Source organism: Sporanaerobacter sp., from assembly GCF_047830725.1.
Lineage (GTDB): Bacteria > Bacillota > Clostridia > Tissierellales > Sporanaerobacteraceae > Sporanaerobacter.
In genome coordinates, this window is sequence record NZ_CP181252.1 from 990,876 (window position 1) to 1,013,335 (window position 22,460).

Here is a 22,460-nt window from a genome sequence, read left to right on the forward strand (position 1 = left end):
TCCTTAAAATCCAGTACATAAATAAATTTTAAATTTTCTATATATCTAAATTCTTAACACGTTTTGCATTTGTCTGTATAAACTCTCTTCTAGGTTTCACTTTATCCCCCATAAGCATTGTGAAAATTTCATCTGCCGCTATAGCATCTTCTAAATTGACTCTAAGTATAGTCCTATTTTCTGGATCCATAGTAGTTTCCCAAAGCTGTTCTGGATTCATTTCACCAAGACCTTTATATCTCTGAACAGGATAATTTTTATCTCTTCCTATTTCATTCATTATCTTGTCTAATTGATTGTCACTATAAGCATAATATATTTCTTTTCCCTTAGTAACTTTATATAGTGGTGGTTGTGCAATATAAATGTGACCTTCTTCAAGAAGAGGTCTCATATATCTAAAGAAAAATGTAAGCAACAATGTTCTAATATGAGCACCATCTACGTCCGCATCTGTCATGATAATTATCTTTCCATATCTTAACTTTTCAATATTAAATTCACTTCCAATACCACATCCAAAAGCAGTAATCATAGCCTTTATTTCTTCATAGCCAAGTACCTTGTCAAGTCTAGCCTTTTCAACATTCATTATTTTACCTTTTAACGGAAGTATAGCTTGATACTTTTTATCCCTTCCTTGTTTTGCACTTCCACCAGCTGAATCCCCTTCGACTATGAAAATTTCAGTTTTATTTATATCATTTTCTTGACAATCTGCCAATTTTCCAGGAAGAGTTGTATTATCTAATATACTTCTCTTTCTAGTTAATTCTCTGGCCTTTCTTGCAGCCTCTCTTGCATGAGAAGCTTTAAGAGCTTTTTCTATGATTATTTTTGCATCTTTAGGATTTTCTTCTAAAAATCTCTCTAGATTTTCAGAAACTAAACCATCTACTATGCCTCTTATTTCACTATTTCCAAGTTTGGTTTTAGTTTGACCTTCAAATTGTGGATTCATAAGTTTTACTGAAAGAACAGCTGAAAGTCCTTCTCTTACATCTTCACCTTGAAGATTTTCATCTTTTTCCTTTAAAAAACCGTATTTTCTTCCATAATCATTTATAGCTCTTGTAAGAGCAGACTTAAAACCACTTAAGTGACTTCCACCTTCTTGGGTATTTATATTGTTGGCAAAAGTAAATATATTTTCTGAATAGCTATCTGTATACTGCATAGCTAATTCTACAGTACAAGAATCTCTTTCACCTTCAAAATAAATTATATTTTCATGAATAGGAGTTTTATTTCTATTTACATACTCTACAAAAGCTTTTATTCCACCTTCATAATGAAATACTCTTTTTTTATTATCTCTTTTATCTTCTAATTGAATTTTTATCCCTTTGTTTAAAAAAGCCATTTCTCTAAGTCTAAATTCAAGAGTATCAAAACTAAAATCAACTTCATCAAATATTTCATCATCTGGTTTAAAAGAAATAATAGTTCCAGTTTCATCTTCAGCTACTTCTCCTATGATTTCCAATTCAGTAGTAGCTACTCCCTTTGAAAATCTTTGTCTATATAATTTCCCATTTCTTTTAACTTTTACTTCCAGCCATTGTGAAAGAGCATTTACTACAGATATACCTACGCCATGAAGACCTCCAGATACTTTATAAGCTCCATTGTTAAATTTTCCTCCAGCATGGAGTATAGTTAAAACTGTTTCTACAGTAGATTTTCCAGTTTGTGGGTGAACTTCAACAGGAATACCACTTCCGTTATCTTCTACAGTTACAGAAGAATCTTCATTTATAGCAACTAAAATAGTATCACATACACCAGCCAATGCCTCATCTATACTATTATCTACTACTTCATAGACTAAATGATGAAGGCCTTTAGGTCCGGTACTTCCTATATACATTCCTGGCCTAAGTCTTACTGGTTCTAATCCTGTAAGTACTTGAATTTGATCTGCTGTATATTTTCTACCGTTGTTTTCTTTGGCCATCAATTTGTACCTCCAATCTGTGTTTTAAAATTCAAGTTGTTTTTATTTCTCTTAAATAAAGTAGATGAAGATATACTTGATGTATAAATTATATCTTTTTCTTCTCTACGAGTTAAAATATAGGTTTTTACTTCTTTATCATCAGTTTTATATAAATAACCTTTATTTTTTATGTTTTCAATATATATTTTAGTATCTTCTGATTCTAAAACAGATTTAAAATCTATTATTGCAACAATTTCTTTAACAGGTATAGTTAAATTTTTTCCTATATGAAGAAACATTGTATCTAGCTCCTTTTTTAAATTACTTTTCCATTTTCTATATAAAAAATCTTTTTATCAAGTCCCTCAAATTCCTTTAAATCAATAGTATCAGTAGAAGTAATTATAATTTGTAATTCCTTGAAGGTATCTAACAAATATTTTCTTCTATTGCTATCAAGCTCTGAAAGTACATCATCTAATAGTAATACTGGAGAATCTCCTTTTTCATCTTGTATAAGATCTATCTCTGCCAATTTCATAGACAATATAGCTGTTCTTTGTTGTCCTTGAGAAGCAAATATTTTAGAATCTATATCATTTATATATATTTCTATATCATCTCTGTGAGGTCCAGTTTCTGTATTTCCTCTAAATACATCACTTTTTAAGTTCTTTTTTAGTTTTTCTCTAAAATCTTTTTCAATTAAATTTTTATTTTTAGAATTTATATCTACATTAGACATATAATTTAATGACAATTGCTCTTCTCCATTAGTTATGCTTTTATGAATTCTATTTGCTATAATAGATAATTTTTCTGTGAATTTAACTCTTTCAATTAAAATATCTGTACCTATCTTAGCTAATTGAAAATCAAATATTTCAATTAATTGACTATTTTCTTCAATATTTTTGGTGTTTTTTAAAAGATTATTTCTTTGAATAAGAATTTTATTATATCTGTTTAAATTGTATTTATATACAGGTTTTAATTGCGATATTTCTCTATCTAAAAAATTTCTTCTCTCATAAGGTCCATCTTTTATTATTTTCAAGTCTTCAGGAGAAAATATAACCACATTCAATCCACTGAAAAGTTCTCTATTTTTTTCAAGTTCTATTTTATTTATTCTTATCCTTTTTGGTTTATCTATTTCCATCTTTATTTCTATAAATTTATTTATATCTTTACCAACCGTTTTAGCTCCTATATAACATTTATCTTTTTTAAAATTTATCATATCTCTATCTCTATTGGTACGAAAAGATTTTCCAAAAGAACAAATATATATAGATTCAAGTAAATTTGTCTTTCCCTGTGCATTTTTGCCTAAAAATATATTGACTCTGCTGTTAAAATCTACATCTACTTTCACATAATTTCTGAAATTTATGAGATTAATACTCTCTACATACAATTATAACACTCCTTAAACAAGGCCCATAATATTATATCACAACAAAATCATCTACACCTTTTATTTTTATTTTATCTCCTCTTCTTATTTTCTTTCCTCTTTCTGTAACCACTTCTCCATTTATTTCAACATTTTTTTCTTCTATCAATATCTTTCCTTGACCTCCTGTTTGTACTACACCTATATATTTTAAAAATTGATCGAGCTTTATATATTCAGTATCAATTTTAATTTCTTTCATACTTTAACCCCTTCTTTCTAATAGTCATCCTTAGCAAGTCTTACTGGCAATACCAAATAAATATAATTTTCTTCTCCTAGTGGTTTAATAATACAAGGATTTAAACTACCCATGAAAGACATCTCTACTTCTTCTGCATCTATGGCCTTTATACCATCTATTATATATTTAGAATTAAAGGCAATTTTTACATCTTCTCCATCTATTTCCACAGGCAATTCCTCATTTACATTTCCTATTTCAGAATTAGATTTTATTATAATTTTATCTTCAATTAAATTTAACTTAACAAGATTAGCTTTTTCTTCTTTAGCTAAAAGAGAAGCTCTTTCCAAACTATCTTGAAGTTCTTTTCTATTTACTTTAACTTTAGTTTTATGCTCTTCTCTTATAATATCTCTATAGTTTAAAAATTGACCTTCCAACAATCTTGAAAATACCACAGTATCACCTAAGTCAAAAACTATATGTCCAGGAGTTAAAACAATTTTTACATCATCTTCTTCATCTTCAAGTATTTTGTTTAACTCATTTAAAGTTTTTCCTGGAACAACTACTTTCATATCCTCATTTGAATTCACTTTAATATTTCTTAAAGCTAATCTATATCCATCAAGTGCCACAAAAGAAGCATTGTTTCCATTTATTTCAAACAATACTCCTGTAAGAATTGGTCTTGTTTCATCTTGAGTTGTAGCAAAAACTGTTTGTCTTATGATATTCTTTAATAAATCTTTAGGTATATTTATAGATAATTGATCTATCAATGTAGGCAATTCAGGATATTCAATAGATGGATTGCCTATTAAATTGAATTCTGAACTTCTACAGCTTATATTTATTTTATTTTCATCTGTTTTTATATCTATTAAATCATTTGGCAGTTTTCTTACTATATCTCCAAACAATCTAGAATTTATAACTATAGAACCTTCTTCATATATATTTGCGTCCACATAAGATTCTATTCCTATTTCTAAATCCGTACCTGTAAGTTTAAGCTTTCCATCAACTGTTTCCAATAAGATTCCATCCAATATAGGTAGTGTTGTCTTGCTAGAAATACCTTTTTGAACTATATTTACATATTTAGCTAATTTACTTTGTTCTATTTGTATTCTCAATTGAAAATTCCTCCTTTTTTTTGGTTCTTTATAGAGAGATAGAATGATTAAAATACATTAGTAATAGTAGTAGGGACTGTTTATATGTGGATAAGTGTGTTTAAAACTTATATTTTACAAATTTAAACGATTTAATAACATGTTAATAAGTTTTTTATTTAGATGAGATTTATCCACAATAAAAAAGCTATTTTGAAAACAGCATATATACACATTCTATGAACAACTTATCTACATTTTTTTGTTGATTATTCGCCTTTTATTTGACTTATTACATTTTCTACTTTTCTTTTGAAGTTTGGATCAGCTTTTATATCAGCTGATATCTTGTCACAAGCGTGGATAACAGTGGTATGATCTCTTCCTCCAAATTCATCCCCTATTTTTGGAAGTGATAAATCTGTCAGTTCCCTACATAAATACATGGCTACTTGTCTGGGATGTGCAATAGATCTAGTTCTTTTTTTGGAATTGAAGTCTTCTATTTTTATATTGAATTCTTTAGAAACTGTTTCTTTTATTAAATCTACGGTTATTTCTCTGGGCTTGGAACTTGAAATAATATCTTTTAGTGCTTCTTCTGCTAATTCTACTGTTACTTTCTTGTTGGTTAAGGAAGAGTATGCAACAATTCTTATAAGTGCTCCTTCAAGTTCTCTTATATTTGATTGAATTTTTGTAGCTATATATAGCATTACATCATTTTCAACATCTATATTTTCTACTTTTGCTTTTTTCTTTAAAATTGCTATTCTAGTTTCTAAATCTGGTGGTTGTATATCTGCTATAAGTCCCCATTCAAAACGAGATCTAAGTCTATCTTCTAATGTAGGTATTTCTTTTGGAGGTCTATCACTAGATATTATTATTTGTTTATTTGCTTCATGGAGAGCATTAAATGTATGGAAAAATTCTTCTTGAGTTCTTTCTTTTCCAGCTATAAATTGAATATCATCAATTAAAAGTACATCTACATTTCTATATCTGTTTCTAAATTCATCATTTCTATCATCTCTAATAGAGTTTATAAGTTCATTGGTGAATTTTTCACTAGATACATATACGACCTTGGATTGGGGATCTTGATTTAATATATAATGTCCAATGGCATGCATTAAATGGGTTTTTCCAAGTCCTACTCCTCCATATATAAATAATGGATTGTATGCTTGGGCAGGAGCTTCAGCTACTGCTAAACTAGCAGCATGAGCAAATCTATTGCTATTGCCGATGACAAAAGTATCAAAGGTATATTTGGGATTTAATTGTCCTCTGTTAGAATTGTCATTATTCTCTATAACAGAAGTTTGTCCTATATTTGTAGATATTTCTTCTCCTGGAATTATAAATTGTATATTGTAGTCATTGTCTGTAACTTGTTTTATTGCGTTTTTTATGAGATTTACGTATCTTCCTTCCAATATACTCTTTGTAAATTCATTTGGAGCAGCTAGAACAATATTGTCTTCTGAAATAGAAACAGGTTCAGTTGATTTAAGCCAAGTATTAAAACTGACTTCTGTCATTTCTACTTTTATTATTTTTAAAGTATCATTCCAAATACTTTCTAAATTAGAATTCATTTCAACCCTCCTATTTATTAAGAAATTATTGCCAAATATAAAATGTTTATAACTAAAATAAAAAAATTATCAACAAAATTATCCACAAACACTATGTATTTGAAATTATTTTTTATAATGAATCATAAAAAAAATTTTTGTGGATAAGCTATTGATAAAATGTGAATATTAAATAAAAAGTATATATTTTTTATTTATCCACAAGATGTTAAAATAAAAATATGTGGATAAAGATTTTGAAAATAGCAAGTTTTAAAAGATTTAAAATAAAAAAACATATAAACTATCCACAAACTATCCACAAATTGTGAATAAGTGTGGAAAAGTTGATAAATTTTTTTTTAATTCACACTCCCTTTTAATGATATCAAAAAAGTGGATAAGTATCAATGAAAAATATAAAGTTATCCACAATAAAAACAAGCTGTTGATTTTTATTTTGTTATTTTTTATATGAGCTAAAATTCTTGACATTAATTGTAGCTACAACTATAATCAATAGTAGTATTTACGTTTTCTATATAGAGAAAACACTTGACTTTCACATATTTCTATTTATATAGATGGAGGAGGGGTGTAGATTATGAAAATGACTTATCAACCAAAAAAGAGACAAAGAAGTAAAGAACATGGTTTTAGAAAAAGAATGAGCACTAAACAAGGTAGAGAAGTTATAAGAAGAAGAAGAAGAAAAGGCAGAAAAAGATTGACAGCATAAGGCCGCAGATAGGTGGCCTTTTATTTACATGTGGCATTTAAACTGATTTAAGGAGCATTGCAATGGATAAGAAGTACAAATTAAGAAGTAATATTCAATTTAAAAGAGTTTATAGCAAGGGAAAAAGTTATGGAAATCGGTTAATGGTTCTCTACATTTGTAAAAATGGATTGGAATACAATAGGATTGGTTTTTCTGTGACTAAAAAGATTGGAAATAGTGTAGAGAGAAATAGAGTGAAGAGAAGAATGAGAGAAGTTTATAGATTGAATTCTTGTAAAATAAAGACAGGTTATGATTTAATATATTTACCAAAAAAGATAGCTAAAGAGTCTACCTATGATGAAATTGAAAGTGCAATGCTTCATCTTTTAAAGATTGCTCATTTGTTGAAGGAATAGGTGAAAAAAGTGAAAAAAGTGGCGATAATGCTAATAAAAATTTATCAAAATACTATTTCAAGATATCTTATTCCATATAGAAGCTGTCGATTTTATCCAACTTGCTCAGAATATGCTATTGAAGCTATTGAAAAGTATGGTTTTTTTAAAGGTGGATTAATGGGTTTTAAAAGAATACTGAGATGTAATCCATTTAATCCTGGAGGATATGATCCGGTAAAGTGATAGGGGGTTAATGAATGTCAAATTTTTTTGCAAAACCTTTAGGTGCACTTTTGAAACTTGTATATGATTTGGTTTCTAAAATTGGTGCTGAACCTAAATATATTTCTTTTTATGCTATTGCTATAATTATAACTACTATTATATTTAAATTTATACTACTTCCAATTGGAATTAGTCAGACAAAGTCCATGAAAAAAATGCAAGATATTCAACCAAAAGTGAAAGAAATTCAAGATAAATATAAAAATGACCCACAGACCATGCAAGCCAAAACTATGCAGGTGTATAAAGAAAACAAAGTGAATCCATTTTCTGGTTGTCTAATCCTTATAATTCAATTGCCAATAATATTGGGATTTTTTAATGCATTAAGAGATCCTATAACTTATGTGTTTAAAAGTAAAGAAATTTATGCAGCTTTAAGCAAGACATTTTTATGGATTGCTGATTTAGAACAACCTGATCCATATTTATGGGGATTGCCATTGATAGCAGCTGTGACAACCTATATATCAAGTTTAACTATGAATACTGGTCAAAATGTTGATCCTCAAACTCAAGCCACTCAAAAAACTATGAATATTATTCTTCCATTTATGATATGGTGGGCAGCTAGATCTTTTCCAGCTGGTTTAGCTTTGTATTGGGTTGTAAGTAATATATTCCAAATAGTACAACAAATAATTTCTAATAGGTCTTTGGGTAAGATTAAGGAGGAATAAAACTGACATGAGGTCTGTTGTTAAAGTATCTAAAACGGTAGAAGATGCTATTGAAGAAGCTGTGAGAGAGTTAGGTGTTGACAGGGAAGATGTATATACTGAGATTGTTGAAGAACCAAGTAAAGGTTTGTTTGGACTTATTGGAGCTAAGGATGCCAAGGTAAAAGTTACAGTTGTAAGTGATCCTGTAGAAATTGCAGAAAACTTTGTAGATATGCTTATGAATAGTATGGGAATTAGTGCAAGAAGTAATGTCAAGAGAAAGAACTCTACATTATATGTTGATATAGATGATATAAGTTCTACAGATATGGGTATTTTAATAGGTAGAAGAGGAAATACTTTAGATGCAGTTCAATATTTATTGAGTTTAATAGTGAATAAAGATAGGGAGAATTACATCAAGGTATTGGTAGATACTAAAGGTTATAGAAAGAAAAGAGAAGAAACATTGATTAGACTTGCTCATAAAATGGCTGACAAAGCTAAATACAGCAAAAGACCTGTGAGACTTGAGCCTATGAATCCTTATGAGAGGAGAATTATTCATTCGGCACTTCAAAATGTTGAAGGTGTAACAACTCACAGTGAAGGTGAAGAACCTTATAGAAGAGTCGTAATAGAATCTAACTAAACCCAGTATAATACTGGGTTTATATTATATTAAGGCAGGTGAAATAAATTGGATACTATTGCTGCTATTTCAACAGCTATGGGAGAAGCAGGAATTGGCATAGTTAGAATGAGTGGAAAAGAATCATTAAGTATAGCAAGTAGTGTTTTTAAAGGCAAAACCATAGAAAATTTTAAAGAAGCAGTAAATAGAAGACTTACTTATGGCCATATATATAATCCAGAAGATGGAACTATTGTAGATGAGGTGTTGATAGTTTATATGAAAGAACCTCATACTTATACTAGGGAAGATATTGTTGAAATATATTGTCACGGTGGAATGATTGCTGTAAAAAAGATATTGGAAATTTTATTAAAAAATGGTGCTAGATTAGCTGAACCTGGAGAATTTACAAAGAGGGCTTTTTTGAATGGTAGATTAGATTTGTCTCAAGCAGAGGCTGTAATAGATTTAATAAGAGCTAAAACTGATAAAAGTTATAATGTTTCTTTAAGTCAACTTGAAGGTAGTATTTCAACTAAAGTAAATGAAATAAGAAATACACTGCTTAATATGTTGGCTCATATTGAAGTATCTATTGATTTTCCAGAAGAAGATATAGAAGAAGTAACATATGACGAGTTGCTTAAGGATTCACAAAAAGTAATGGAAGAAATAGATAAACTTTTAAGTACAGCCGAAAGAGGCAAAATTCTTAGGGAAGGTTTAAATACTGTAATACTTGGAAAACCTAATGTTGGGAAATCATCTCTTCTTAATGCAATACTTAGAGAAAATAGAGCTATAGTGACAGATATACCTGGTACTACAAGAGATATAATTGAAGAATATGTGAATATAGAAGGGATACCTTTGAAAGTTATTGATACAGCTGGAATTAGGGATACAGAAGATTTGGTTGAAAAACTAGGAGTTGATAAGGCTAGGAATGTAGTAGAAAAAGCCGATCTTGTAATAGCAGTATTTGATGCTTCAAGAAAATTGACTAAGGAAGATGAAGATATTATAAATATAGTTAAAGAAAAAAGATCAATTGTACTTTTAAATAAAACTGATTTACCTAATGAATATGATGTGGATGAATTATCTAAATATATTCCAGATAAAAAGATAATTCTTACATCTATAGCTAAGGGTGAAGGAATTGAAGAATTAGAAAAAACTATTGTAGATATGTTTTATAGTGGAGAAGTAGAAGTATCTGGTGAAGCTATTGTGACTAATATGAGACATAAGGATATGTTAAATAGAGCGAGAAAGAATATAATAGATGTTATATCTGGGATTGAAATGAATGTGCCTCTTGACTGTATAGAAGTAGATGTAAAAAATTGTTGGAACCATTTAGGAGAAATATCAGGAGAAACAATTTCAGAAGATATATTGGATAAGATTTTTTCGGAATTTTGTATAGGTAAATAGTTGAGATGGGAGGAATTTTTTGAAATATGAAGGAACTTAAAAAATACGTAGGAGGAGACTATGATGTCATTGTTATAGGAGCAGGTCATGCAGGATGTGAAGCAGCACTAGCAAGTGCACGAATGGGTATGAAAACATTGATGCTAACTATGAGTTTGGATTCTATTGCTCTTATGCCATGTAATCCCAATATTGGTGGAACAGGAAAAGGTCATTTAGTCAGGGAAATAGATGCTTTGGGCGGAGAAATGGCAATTAATATAGATAAATCATTTATACAAAGTAGGATGCTAAATACCTCAAAGGGACCAGCAGTACATTCTTTGAGGGTTCAAGCTGATAAAAATAAATATCATAGAGAGATGAAAAAAGTTCTTGAAGATGAAAAGAATTTGACATTGCAACAAGGAGAAGTAGTAGAGATAATTGTAGAAGACAATATAGTAAAAGGTGTGGAAACTAGAACAGGAGCTATTTACAATGGAAAGGCTGTAATCCTTTGTACAGGCACATATTTAAGAGGAAGAATATATATGGGGGAAGTAAATTTTGAAAGTGGACCAAATGGTTTGTTTCCCTCAAATATATTGTCGGAAGCTTTGAAAAAAATAGGGATAAAGCTTAGAAGATTCAAAACTGGTACTCCAGCGAGAGTTCATAGAGATAGTATAAATTTTGATGTCATGGAAGTTCAACCAGGCGATGAAGAAATAGTACCTTTTTCCTTTTTGAATATAGATAAAAAATTTGATGTAGAACAAGTACCTTGCTATTTAACTTATACAACAGAAAAGACACATGAAATAATAAGAAAGAATTTAGATAGATCTCCTATGTATGCTGGAGTAATTGAAGGCATTGGACCAAGGTATTGTCCATCTATAGAAGACAAAGTTGTAAGATTTAGTGATAAAGAAAAACATCAGATATTTATAGAACCAGAAGGATTGGATACAAAAGAAATGTACGTTCAAGGAATGAGTAGTGCACTTCCTGAAGAAGTACAAAAGGAAATGTATAGAACTGTAATAGGTCTTGAAAATGTTGAATTTATGAGAGACGCTTATGCTATTGAATATGATTGTATAGATCCAACTACACTTAAAAGTACATTAGAGTACAAAGAAATATCAAATTTATTTTTTGCAGGGCAAATAAATGGCTCTTCAGGCTATGAAGAAGCAGCAGCTCAAGGCCTTATAGCTGGAATAAATGCAGTACAGAATATAAAAGGGAAAGAACCCTTTACATTAGATAGATCAGAAGCTTATATAGGAGTTCTAATAGATGATTTAGTGACAAAAGGTACCAATGAACCCTATAGAATGATGACTTCAAGAGCTGAATATAGACTTATACTTAGACAAGACAATGCAGATTTGAGATTGACTGAAAAAGGTTATAAAATAGGATTAGCTAGTGAGGAAAGATACAGAAAAGTATTATATAAAAAAGAAATGATAGAAAAAGAGTTAAATAGACTTAAAAAAACTAAAATAACTCCTACAGCTACAGTAAATAATATTTTAAAAAAATTAGGAAGTGCAGAGTTAAAGACTCCTATTAGTTTGTATGATTTAATAAAAAGGCCTGAATTAGGATATGAAAATGTAAGTGAATTAGATGAGGAAAGAGCAGAATTGCCGAGAGAGATACGAATGCAAGTAGAAATTCAAATAAAATATGAAGGCTATATAAAAAAGCAAATGGCTCAAATAGATGAATTTAAAAGACTTGAAGAAAAGAAATTGCCTGAAGATATAGATTATGTTGATGTAAAAGGATTAAGTAATGAAGCTAAACAAAAGTTAAATGATATAAGACCATATTCTGTAGGTCAGGCTTCTAGAATATCTGGGGTTTCACCAGCAGATATAAATGTACTTTTAATTTATCTTGAACAAAAAAGAAGAATTAGGAGTGGCAAAAATGACTGATGTAAAAACATTAATTGAAGGATCAAAAGAACTGAATATAGATATAGATGAAGAAAATATAAATAAATTTATACTTTATAAAGAACTGCTTTTAGATTGGAATCAAAAGATAAATATAACTTCTATAGAAGATGATGAAGAAATAGATATAAAACATTTTTTAGATAGTTTAACTCCTTTAAAAACAAAATTATTTGAAAAAAACGTAAAAGTAATTGATATAGGTACTGGTGGGGGATTTCCTGGTATCCCAATAAAAATAGTTAAAAACAATGTGGACATGGTATTGCTTGATAGTTTAAATAAAAGAATTATGTTTTTAAATGAAGTCATAGACAAATTAGAACTTAAAAATATAAGTACCATTCATGGAAGAGCTGAAGATTTTGGGAAAGATAAAATGTATAGAGAAGTGTTTGATGTAGCTATTTCAAGAGCTGTAGCACCACTAAATATTCTATGTGAATACTGTTTGCCTTTTGTTAAAGTAGGAGGATGTTTTATAGCTATGAAAGGAAAAGATGTAGAAGAGGAAATAGAAAATTCGAAAAAAGCCTTGAAGATATTGGGGGGAGAAATAAAAGATAAAGTATTAGTAGAAATTCCCAACAGTAATATAATACATAGTTTGATAATTATAGAAAAGATAAGCAAAACTCCGACAAAATATCCTAGACAAGCTGGCAAACCTAAGAAAAATCCGTTGTAATCTATACAATAATGTTGAACGATTTATTGAAAAATAAGAAGGAAGATTTAAAATTCTATAGAATATTAATAATAAGTAAGTCAAAGTCCAAGAGGAGAGGGATAAAGGATGAAGAATATACAAACGGAAATTAAATATATACCTATAAAATCTATAAAGCCTAATCCTTATCAACCTAGAAAAGATTTTAATAGACGAGCCCTAGAAGAACTAAGTCAATCTATAAAAACCTACGGTCTCATACAACCAATAAGTGTTAGAAAATTGTGCAATGAAAGTTATGAACTCATAGCAGGGGAAAGAAGGCTTAGAGCTTCTGAAATAGCTGAGTTAGATGAGATACCTGCAATCATAGTAGATTATAAAGATAAGGACTCAGCTATGGTTGCTTTAATAGAAAATCTACAAAGGGAAAATTTAAGCTATATAGAAGAAGCTGAAGGATACTACAATTTGATAAATGATCATGGATTTACACAGCAGGAATTGGCAGAAAAACTTGGAAAAAGTCAATCTACTATTGCAAATAAATTGAGAATATTGAAATTGCCTGAAGATGTGAAAAAGACCTTGGTAGAAAATCAATTGTCAGAAAGGCATGCTAGAGCTCTTTTAAAACTTCCAGATGATGAATTAAAAAGAAAAGCACTAGAAAAGATTATAAATAATGATTTTACAGTTAAAAAAACAGAAAAAATGATAGATGATATGCTAGATAATTTAATAAAAAAAGATGAACCTGAAATAAGTCAAAATATAAAAGGACATATAAATTTCAAAATTTATTTAAATACATTGAAAAATGCTTACAATGCCATATTAGATAGTGGCGTTGAAGCAAAATATGCAGAAAAAGATATGGGAGATTATGTAGAAGTAGTTGTTAAAATTCCAAAAAGATAGTCATTTTCTCACTTCATATTTTTAGTAGGTAATATTACCTACTATTTTTTTTGTTCTACTATATTATTTATTTAATGTATAATAGAAGTATAATAGTATTTGGGAGTGAGAAAAATGACTAAAGTAATTTCAATATTTAATCAAAAAGGTGGTGTAGGAAAAACTACAACGGTTATAAATTTAAGTGCTGCTTTAGGCAAAAAAGACAAAAAAATTTTGATAGTAGATGTAGATCCTCAAGGAAATACTACTAGTGGATTAGGAATAGATAAAAGACAACTAAATTCTTCGATATATGATATACTTGTAAATGAAATGTCTACTGCCAATACAGTTGTAGAAACTAGTTCTAAAAATGTGTTTTTAATCCCTTCAAATGTAGAGTTGGCAGGAGCCGAAGTAGAACTTATAGTACTTGATTATAGAGAAACCAGGTTAAAAAATGCATTAGAAAATATAAAATACGAATACGATTATATTTTTATTGATTGTCCACCTTCTTTAGGAATACTTAGTATAAACGCTCTCACGGCTTCTGATAGTGTTTTAATACCTATCCAATGTGAATACTATGCTCTTGAAGGAGTAAGTCAACTAATGGATACAATAAAATTGGTGAAGAGAAGTTTGAATAAAAGTTTAGAAGTTGAAGGTGTAGTTTTAAGTATGTTTGATGGAAGGACAAACTTATCCATTCAAGTAGTAGATGAAGTAAAAAAGTATTTTAGAGGGAAAGTATATGGAACCATAATTCCTAGAAATGTTAGATTAGCGGAGGCTCCAAGTCATGGACTTTCAGTCATGGATTATGATCCAAAATCAAAAGGGGCTGAAGCCTATGAAGAGTTGGCAGAAGAGTTTTTAGAGTGGTCTGAGGGGGAATTTTAAATGGTAGCTAAGAAAAAAGGGCTTGGAAAGGGACTGTCTGCACTAATACCAGATGAACCTATAGAAGATTTTATCAATTTTGATGAAGAAAAAGACAATATATTGAGTATTGATATATCTCAAATAAAACCTAACAAAAATCAACCTAGAAAAGAATTTGATGAAAAATCTTTAAAAGAATTGTCTGATTCTATAAAAACTTATGGTGTTATACAACCTATTATAGTTAGAAAGATTGGGAAGAATTATGAAATTATAGCGGGAGAAAGAAGATGGAGAGCATCTAAAATAGCTGGCTTAGAAGAAGTTCCATGTTTGGTAAAAGATGTAGAAGAATTTGAATCTATAAAAATGGCTTTGATAGAGAATATTCAAAGAGAAGATTTAAATCCAATAGAAGAAGCAAAAGCTTTTAGAGAATTGATGGATAATTACAATTTGACACAAGAAGAAGTATCTCAAATAGTTGGGAAGAGTAGATCATATATTGCTAATTCTATAAGATTGCTAAATTTAGATAAAAAAACTTTAGATTATATAGAAGAAGGAAGTCTTTCTAGTGGACATGGCAGAGCACTTTTGTCTATAGGAGATGAAAATGAGAGAGCAAAGATTGCAAATGAGATAATAAATAAAAAACTTAATGTTAGAGATACAGAAGAATTGGCCAAAAACATGAAAAAATCTAAAAAACACTTACAAAATAAAAGCAAAGAAACATATAGAGATCCTATAATTTTAAATTTAGAAGAAGAACTCATGGCATATTTAGGAACAAAAGTTCAAATTGCCGAAGGGAAAAACAAAGGGAAAATTGAAATAGAGTATTATGGTGATGAGGACTTGGAGAGAATTTTGGAAACCATAATGAACAAATAATGTTTAACAAAAATGTTTCACGTGAAACATTTTTGATTTGGCTAAAAAACAGAGGTGAGAAAATGGAACTTAATATATATCAAGTAGATGCTTTTACTGAGAGCACTTTTGGGGGCAACCCTGCAGGAGTGGTTCCTGATGCTAGAAATTTAACTGATGTTGATATGCAAAACATTGCAAGAGAAATGAATCTTTCTGAAACCGCTTTTATTGAAGAATTGGACAAGGAGAATTTTAAGGTCAGATTTTTCACTCCAAGATGTGAAGTAGACCTTTGCGGTCATGCTACAATAGCTTCATTTTATCTATTAGCACAAAAGCAATATATAATGCCTATAGATAACGGAATAAGAAAGTTATATCAGGAAACTAAAGCAGGTAGACTTTCAGTGGAGATATATTATAAAAATTGTCAAGTAGATAAAGTTCTTATGGAGCAAGGAGAGCCTAAATCTTTAGGTAGAATTGAAAGCATAAAACCAATTCTTGAATCCTTTAGAATAGGAGAAGAAGATTTAGGAATAGGAGAAAAATTTATTTATCCAGAAATAATATCAACAGGACTGCCAGATATAATACTTCCCATAAAAAACAAGGATATTCTTTATAATCTTTCCGTTGATTTTGAGAAACTAGAAAAGGTTTCAAAAAAATTAAATGTAATAGGGGTTCATGCCTTTTATCTCCCAAATGATGATTCGGATGTAGTTTATACCAGAAATTTTGCACCTGCTGTAGGAATAAATGAAGAAGCAGCTACAGGGACATCTAATGGAGCTCTTATATATTATTTAAAGAAAAATGGATTGTTAGAAAAAGATGAAATAATATCTATACAAGGAGAAACTATGAATAGGCCGAGTGCCATTTATTGTAGTATTGAAAATATAAATAATAAATACATTGTGAAAGTAGGCGGAAAATCTAAGATTGTCATGGAGGCAATAGTCAATGTATAACCCTATCTTTTAGATAGGGTTATTTTGTGTCCTTTTTTAATTCAATGAATACTATATATATAGCTAAATGGAATTCAAAAAGGATGTGTTTATATGCTAGAATCATTGTTTATAGTTGTAGCTATTTGTATAGATTCATTGGCAATAGGAATTGCTTATGGAATGAAAAAAATAAAAATACCTATAAAATCTCTTTTTATGATAAATATTATTTGTACAGGAATATTAGCTATAGCTATGTTTTTGGGGGATGTAGCTAAAAAATTTCTTTCTGGTCAATTGCCAACTATTATTAGTTTTTTAATTTTGTTGTTTATAGGTATATATTTTTTAGTAGAAGGTCTTATAAACTTTTTTGCCAAGAAAAGCAAGGAATCGAAAAAGAAATTTGAAATAAAGTTTTCAAATGTGAAAATAATTATTGATGTAGTTGTGGATTGTACAAAAGCTGATATGAATAAGTCTGGAGATATAGATTTGAAAGAGGCATTTTATTTAGGAATGGCCTTGTCATTAGATGCTCTAGGAATAGGGTTTGGAAGTGCCTTGGGAAATATAAATTATATACAAGTATTAGTTCTGTCTTTTGTATTTAATATGGCGATTATTTTGATAGGATTATTTTTAGGAGAAAAATTTGTTTCCAAATCTAAGATGGAATTTTCCTGGATTTCAGGACTCATACTTATTTTATTGGCTTTATGCAAACTAAAAGCATAAAGCTTTTTTTGTCTCAAAATATCGAAAGTTTTTTGCTAAAAGTTTCAAGAATAAGTGTAAGATTTCAAGTTTAAAGACATTAGTATATATGAAGGGAATAAGTAATAAAAGGAGGGATATCGTGGATTGTGATACATAAAAATATATAAGGAAAGGAGAAATTTTAAATGGCAATTATAATGAGGAGAATTATAACTTTATTATTGATTGGGATGATAAGTTCACTATCTATTCCTAAAACAGTTATAGCAGACAATATTGATGTAGTGGTGCCACTTTCAAGTGACTATTTTGTTTCAACAAATGTGAAAATAAAAGCAGAAACTAATGGAAAAATTCAAGTAAATGCTGAATTAACAGCTACAAAAAAAATGAAAAAACTTGGTTTTGAATATATAAAAATTCAAAAATATGAAAATGGAAGATGGAGTACAGTAGACACGTTGGATAGAGATGTATATGCATATGATTCTTCAATGAGTAATTATTTATTCACATATAAAGGGAAAGTTGGAGAACAGTATAGGGCTTTAGTGAAATTTTATGCTCAAGATAGCAATGGCTCAGATACTAAAATAGCAGTTTCAAACACTGTTACTGCAAAAAAATAAAACATATTGAAGGGAGTTGCTTATAATGAAAAAATATTTATTAATGCTTATGATTTTTATAATGGTGTTTACTTTTACCGGATGTAAATCTAATACCTCAAGAGATAATAGTATTGAAACTTCTAAAGATTATATTCAATATGAGAATGACACATATAATTTTAGTCTTCAGTTGCCTAAATCATGGGAAGGGAAATACTATATAGAAGAGGGAAACAATGAAGTATATTTTTATCACAAGAATGATTTAGATGATGGAAGAAAAGTTGAATTATTTACGCTGCATATTTCTAATACAAAAGAAGAATGGGAAGAACTACAAAAGCAATATGAAGATATATGTTTAATAGATAAAATATATGAAGATGAGCAAGGTATAATATCTATAACTTATCCTACTGACGTTCCTTATGGTGATGATGAGAAGGAATATTATGAAGAGTACAACAAAATGGAAGATGATATTTCGAACATTCAAAAAAGTATAGACAGAATTAAATAAAGTGAGGGTTTTCTAAAAGTATGACAAAATAAGAGCTAAATATAAAGCTCTTTTTTTGTTTCAATATGTAAAAAACCTGATAAAAGTTTTAAGAATAAAGGAAAGTTAAATTGCTTTAACATGTATTTTTTGGTATTATAAAATTGATATAGAAATATTTTACAAAGTAAAATTTACATTTATTTATGTGGAGTGGAAAGCTTATGAATAAAAATGTCCAGAGCCATGATGATTTTTATAATGAAATATGTAATAAGTATTTTAAGGATGTTTATGAATTCTATGTATATCTAACTAAAGGAGATAAAAACCTTAATGATATGGTAGAAGAATGTACACAGGAGACATTTTTAGAGGCAAAAAAACAAATAGAAAAGTTGAGAAAGCATCCTAATATTAAAGGTTGGTTGTATGTAACAGCTAAAAACTTAATAAACAGTTCCTTTAGAAAATATTACATTAAAAATAAGTATGAAATCACAGTACCAGATGAAATTATTTGTTCTTCCAAAATTGTTTTAGATGAATTAGAAAAAGTTATTGATGATGAAATTGACGTGGACAAGTTAAAAGTAAATGTTTTAGAACAGCTAAAAGAAGGAGAGTATCAATTTTATATAGATTTTTTTGTTGAAAAAAAATCTGTTAAAGAAATGGCTGAAAAACATAATATTTCTGTTTCTGCTATATATACAAGAATTTATAGATTAAAATTGAAAATTAAAAAAATAGCAGCAGAAGAAATTAATCAATATATAGTAAAAAATATGTAAGATTTTGTGTTTAGAGATATTAGTATATGTGGAGGGATTATAATGGAGAACGATGAATTTTTGAAAATTATTTCATCAGAAGAAAGTGATGATAATATTAAAAATAGAATGTATTGTATTACTTATAAAGCACTTGAAATTGATGCTATAAATGTAGATACGGATTTAATTGATGAATGTATAAAAACTGTAGCAATGATTGATGATATAGAAACTGTTTCGGATAAAAAAATACTAGAAATGCGAAAGAATGTCGATCAAAGATACAAACAGTGGGAAAAATCAAAGAAGAAGTCAAGATTTTCCGGTAAAACCTTTAGTCAAATTGCAGCATGTATGTTTTTCATATTTACAATAACAGGTTTTATTGCAAATGCAAATGGATACAATATCTTTAAAATAATATCGGAATGGAGTAGTGAAGCTTTTTATTTAACTATAGAAGGAGAAGAGAAGAGTGAAGAAAAAAACAAAACAAATGTAAATGGGCTTGCTGAAAGTAATATTTATGATAGTATAGATGAAGCTTTAAAAGACATTGTTCCTGAACCTAAAATTCCTCTGTGGATACCTGATAATTTTATTTTTGAATATGCTGAAAAAACCAATCTTCCTAAAAAAACTATTCTTGCATTAAATTATAGTTGTGATGATAAAGAACTACTTATTTACATGAATATTTATAAAGAAAACAATGGAGACATAAATGATAGTGCTTTGATTGAAAAAGATAATACAAAAGTAGTTGTCTATACAAAAAACAATATAAATCATTATATTATGAAGAATAATTTAAAAACTCAAGGAGTTTGGGCATATAAAAATGCAATATATACAACTTGTGGAGATATATCTATAGAAGAAACAAAGAAAATTATTGATTCAATGTATAACAATTAGTTATAGAATGATAAAACTCTCACTTATCATATATGTTAAGTGGGAGTTTTTAGTTTATAGTAATATATCAAAAGATTTAATTATATACATATATTATAATTTATGAAATGGTTGGTGGATTAGATGGATACTTTTTTAGTATTTGTTGTTTTTTTTATAGGGCTTTTAACTATAGTTAAAGGAGGAGATTTTTTTGTAGATGCTGCAATTTGGATAGCTAAAAAAACTGGAATATCTCCCATGATAATAGGGGCTACTATTGTGAGCATAGCTACTACACTACCAGAATTTTTTGTGTCTACAGTTGCAAGCAATGAAGGACATTCGGATATGGCAGTAGGAAATGCCATAGGTTCAACTATTTGTAATATTGCATTCATTATTGGATTGTGTGCATGTATAAAGCCTATAAAGATAAAGAAAAAGTCTTTTACTGTAAAAGGAATAATAATGATAGTATATTTGCTTATATTTTATGCATTTGCTAGCGATGGAGTTGTACAATTTAAAGAGGGTTTTTATCTCATACTTATGTTTGCACTATTTATATTGATAAATGTACTAGAGGCAAAAAGTACCGATGCAGGCTTTGAAGAAACTAAAAACTATTCTACTGGAACTAAAAAAGATACAATCATAAATATAATAAAATTTGGATTAGGTGCCTGGTTTATAATTATTGGAGCACATATGTTAGTAGATAGTGGAGTTAAAATTGCTCAGATATTTAAAGTACCTCAACAAATAGTTAGTCTTACACTACTGGCAGTAGGAACATCATTGCCAGAATTAGTTACAGCTGTAGTTGCAATTGCCAAAGGAGAAGAAAATATATCTATTGGGAATATATTGGGAGCAAATATTTTGAATTTGACTGTAGTGTTAGGTGGTTCAACTCTTGTCAGTGACAATGGGCTTCTTATTTTACCTCAAACAATTTTTTTAGATGTTCCTTATTCTTTATTGATAATGACAATATTTATTCTTTCCGGAATTTTGAAGGAAGAGATAAGTAGGAAGGTTGGAATATTACTTTTTTCAATCTATATATTATATCTTATAATACTATTTTAATTTTCTAAAAAAATTTCTATTAAAAATTTAATAAATAAAGCTTTTTTAAAATTATTTCAGAAAGTTTTATATTAGGGAAAATTAAGGCTTTTACATGGATTATATAATATAAAAATGAAATTTGATTTTATGTTGACATAAAGTATTAAGAAACGATATAATACTTATAATTGAAAAATTGAGAATTTTCGCAATAGGCAGATATACACTGAATTTTTTGAAGTGCTGCCTATTTTGAAGTTCATTCAAATACGAAGGAGGTTAGAAAATGGGGTTAAAGTTTGACTGGGAAAAGAACAAAGAAAAAATTCATGAATTAGAGTTATTTATTGAAGAGAACAAGAATAAGAAAGGTGCACTTATGCCAGTTCTTCATAAAGCCCAAGATATTTTTGGCTATCTTCCACTTGAAGTTCAAAATATTATTTCTGAAGGATTGAGCGTACCCTTGTCAGAAGTATATGGAGTAGCTACTTTTTACTCTAAATTTTCACTGATACCTAAAGGTGAGTATACTATAGGAGTTTGCCTAGGTACTGCTTGTTATGTAAAAGGTTCTCAGGAAATATTGGACAAGGTTCAAGAAATTTTAAATATCCAAGTTGGAGAAACCACAGCTGATGGTAAGTTTTCATTGCAAGCTACTCGTTGTTTAGGAGCTTGTGGTCTGGCTCCTGTCATGGTTATAAATGATGAAGTTTATGGAAGATTAACTCCTGATGCTGTAGAAGGTATTCTTGAAAAGTATAAATAAATTGGGGGTGAATTAAGTGAAAAGTATCGAGGAATTAAATAAGATAAGACAAGAGGCTCTAGCCAAGATGAATTTAAGAACGGACGAAGAAAGGATAAGAATAGTTGTAGGTATGGCAACTTGTGGGATTTCAGCAGGTGCAAGACCCGTTTTGACTGCATTCTTGGAAGAGGTTTCTAAAAGAAAATTGGAAAATGTTGTAGTAAGTCAGACGGGTTGTATTGGTTTATGTAAGCTAGAACCCATAGTTGAAGTATATGAACCAGGAAAAGAAAAAGTAACTTATATAGAGATGACTCCTGAAAAGGCTAGAAGAGTAGTAGCCCAGCATATAGTAAATGGAAACGTTGTCAATGAATATACTATAGGTTCATATAAAAGTGAATAATATCTGAGACAATAATTTTGTAAAGGGG

The 22,460-nt window shown here is 29.0% G+C and carries 26 protein-coding genes; 20 read left to right on the top strand and 6 right to left on the bottom strand.

All coding sequences use genetic code 11. The annotated features are described in order from the left end of the window. Positions 1-37: 37 nt before the first annotated feature. The 6 genes from gyrB to dnaA all read right to left on the bottom strand — a co-directional run bounded on the left by gyrB (position 38) and on the right by dnaA (position 6,310). Positions 38-1,957 carry a DNA topoisomerase (ATP-hydrolyzing) subunit B gene (gyrB, locus tag ACFWUA_RS04860; protein ID WP_416199174.1) on the bottom strand — a complete coding sequence of 640 codons (1,920 nt, stop codon included), beginning with the start codon at positions 1,955-1,957 and terminating at the stop codon, positions 38-40. Further along, positions 1,957-2,241: an extracellular matrix regulator RemB gene (gene remB / locus ACFWUA_RS04865; protein ID WP_416199028.1), complete on the bottom strand. Its 285-nt coding sequence runs from the start codon at positions 2,239-2,241 to the stop codon at positions 1,957-1,959. Before remB ends, gyrB begins: the two co-directional genes overlap by 1 nt. Positions 2,242-2,258: 17 nt before the next feature. Then, the gene (recF, locus tag ACFWUA_RS04870; protein ID WP_416199029.1) at positions 2,259-3,362 is read right to left on the bottom strand and encodes a DNA replication/repair protein RecF; all 1,104 of its coding nucleotides are present in this window, start codon (positions 3,360-3,362) and stop codon (positions 2,259-2,261) included. Positions 3,363-3,393: 31 nt separating this feature from the next. Further along, on the bottom strand, positions 3,394-3,603 hold the full coding sequence (locus tag ACFWUA_RS04875) for an RNA-binding S4 domain-containing protein (RefSeq protein WP_416199030.1): 210 nt from the start codon (positions 3,601-3,603) through the stop codon (positions 3,394-3,396). A 17-nt stretch (positions 3,604-3,620) separates the two neighbouring features. After that, positions 3,621-4,727: a DNA polymerase III subunit beta gene (gene dnaN / locus ACFWUA_RS04880; protein ID WP_416199031.1), complete on the bottom strand. Its 1,107-nt coding sequence runs from the start codon at positions 4,725-4,727 to the stop codon at positions 3,621-3,623. A gap of 248 nt (positions 4,728-4,975) precedes the next feature. Beyond that, complete coding sequence (dnaA, locus tag ACFWUA_RS04885) at positions 4,976-6,310, bottom strand: chromosomal replication initiator protein DnaA (protein ID WP_416199032.1); 1,335 nt, start codon at positions 6,308-6,310, stop codon at positions 4,976-4,978. A 583-nt stretch (positions 6,311-6,893) separates the two neighbouring features. Here dnaA and rpmH point away from each other — a divergent pair. From rpmH to ACFWUA_RS04985, 20 genes are all read left to right on the top strand, one after another. Continuing rightward, a complete protein-coding gene (gene rpmH, locus ACFWUA_RS04890; RefSeq protein WP_416199033.1) occupies positions 6,894-7,028 on the top strand; it encodes a 50S ribosomal protein L34 in 135 nt (44 codons plus the stop codon). A gap of 62 nt (positions 7,029-7,090) precedes the next feature. Beyond that, positions 7,091-7,429 (top strand): ribonuclease P protein component, encoded by a 339-nt coding sequence (gene rnpA / locus ACFWUA_RS04895; RefSeq protein WP_416199034.1) that lies wholly within the window; start codon positions 7,091-7,093, stop codon positions 7,427-7,429. Further along, complete coding sequence (gene yidD, locus ACFWUA_RS04900; protein ID WP_416199035.1) at positions 7,430-7,654, top strand: membrane protein insertion efficiency factor YidD; 225 nt, start codon at positions 7,430-7,432, stop codon at positions 7,652-7,654. It begins immediately after the preceding gene. A 14-nt stretch (positions 7,655-7,668) separates the two neighbouring features. Next, on the top strand, positions 7,669-8,376 hold the full coding sequence (locus tag ACFWUA_RS04905; protein WP_416199036.1) for a YidC/Oxa1 family membrane protein insertase: 708 nt from the start codon (positions 7,669-7,671) through the stop codon (positions 8,374-8,376). Between the two features lie 7 nt (positions 8,377-8,383). After that, positions 8,384-9,010, top strand: coding sequence for an RNA-binding cell elongation regulator Jag/EloR (gene jag, locus ACFWUA_RS04910; RefSeq protein ID WP_416199037.1), 627 nt, complete (start codon positions 8,384-8,386; stop codon positions 9,008-9,010). 48 nt (positions 9,011-9,058) lie between these two features. Beyond that, the gene (mnmE, locus tag ACFWUA_RS04915) at positions 9,059-10,435 is read left to right on the top strand and encodes a tRNA uridine-5-carboxymethylaminomethyl(34) synthesis GTPase MnmE (protein ID WP_416199038.1); all 1,377 of its coding nucleotides are present in this window, start codon (positions 9,059-9,061) and stop codon (positions 10,433-10,435) included. A 26-nt stretch (positions 10,436-10,461) separates the two neighbouring features. After that, positions 10,462-12,372, top strand: coding sequence for a tRNA uridine-5-carboxymethylaminomethyl(34) synthesis enzyme MnmG (gene mnmG / locus ACFWUA_RS04920; protein WP_416199039.1), 1,911 nt, complete (start codon positions 10,462-10,464; stop codon positions 12,370-12,372). Next, a complete protein-coding gene (gene rsmG / locus ACFWUA_RS04925) occupies positions 12,365-13,081 on the top strand; it encodes a 16S rRNA (guanine(527)-N(7))-methyltransferase RsmG (RefSeq protein WP_416199040.1) in 717 nt (238 codons plus the stop codon). The genes mnmG and rsmG overlap by 8 nt, the downstream gene beginning before the upstream one ends. Positions 13,082-13,189: 108 nt before the next feature. Beyond that, on the top strand, positions 13,190-13,984 hold the full coding sequence (gene noc, locus ACFWUA_RS04930; RefSeq protein ID WP_416199041.1) for a nucleoid occlusion protein: 795 nt from the start codon (positions 13,190-13,192) through the stop codon (positions 13,982-13,984). 114 nt (positions 13,985-14,098) lie between these two features. After that, a complete protein-coding gene (locus ACFWUA_RS04935; RefSeq protein ID WP_416199042.1) occupies positions 14,099-14,872 on the top strand; it encodes a ParA family protein in 774 nt (257 codons plus the stop codon). Beyond that, positions 14,873-15,751, top strand: a complete 879-nt coding sequence (locus ACFWUA_RS04940) for a ParB/RepB/Spo0J family partition protein (protein WP_416199043.1) — start codon at positions 14,873-14,875, stop codon at positions 15,749-15,751. A 62-nt stretch (positions 15,752-15,813) separates the two neighbouring features. Further along, a complete protein-coding gene (locus tag ACFWUA_RS04945) occupies positions 15,814-16,710 on the top strand; it encodes a PhzF family phenazine biosynthesis protein (RefSeq protein WP_416199044.1) in 897 nt (298 codons plus the stop codon). A gap of 93 nt (positions 16,711-16,803) precedes the next feature. After that, the gene (gene ytaF / locus ACFWUA_RS04950) at positions 16,804-17,430 is read left to right on the top strand and encodes a sporulation membrane protein YtaF (protein WP_416199045.1); all 627 of its coding nucleotides are present in this window, start codon (positions 16,804-16,806) and stop codon (positions 17,428-17,430) included. Positions 17,431-17,597: 167 nt separating this feature from the next. Then, on the top strand, positions 17,598-18,041 hold the full coding sequence (locus ACFWUA_RS04955) for a hypothetical protein (RefSeq protein ID WP_352405019.1): 444 nt from the start codon (positions 17,598-17,600) through the stop codon (positions 18,039-18,041). 25 nt (positions 18,042-18,066) lie between these two features. Next, positions 18,067-18,543 carry a hypothetical protein gene (locus tag ACFWUA_RS04960; protein ID WP_416199046.1) on the top strand — a complete coding sequence of 159 codons (477 nt, stop codon included), beginning with the start codon at positions 18,067-18,069 and terminating at the stop codon, positions 18,541-18,543. A 203-nt stretch (positions 18,544-18,746) separates the two neighbouring features. Further along, a complete protein-coding gene (locus tag ACFWUA_RS04965; protein ID WP_416199047.1) occupies positions 18,747-19,316 on the top strand; it encodes an RNA polymerase sigma factor in 570 nt (189 codons plus the stop codon). Between the two features lie 42 nt (positions 19,317-19,358). After that, positions 19,359-20,216, top strand: coding sequence for a DUF4367 domain-containing protein (locus tag ACFWUA_RS04970; protein WP_416199048.1), 858 nt, complete (start codon positions 19,359-19,361; stop codon positions 20,214-20,216). A gap of 123 nt (positions 20,217-20,339) precedes the next feature. Then, positions 20,340-21,290 (top strand): calcium/sodium antiporter, encoded by a 951-nt coding sequence (locus ACFWUA_RS04975; protein WP_132996314.1) that lies wholly within the window; start codon positions 20,340-20,342, stop codon positions 21,288-21,290. 268 nt (positions 21,291-21,558) lie between these two features. Further along, complete coding sequence (gene nuoE, locus ACFWUA_RS04980) at positions 21,559-22,044, top strand: NADH-quinone oxidoreductase subunit NuoE (RefSeq protein WP_416199049.1); 486 nt, start codon at positions 21,559-21,561, stop codon at positions 22,042-22,044. 16 nt (positions 22,045-22,060) lie between these two features. Continuing rightward, on the top strand, positions 22,061-22,432 hold the full coding sequence (locus ACFWUA_RS04985) for a (2Fe-2S) ferredoxin domain-containing protein (protein WP_416199050.1): 372 nt from the start codon (positions 22,061-22,063) through the stop codon (positions 22,430-22,432). The last annotated feature ends 28 nt before the right edge of the window (positions 22,433-22,460 follow it).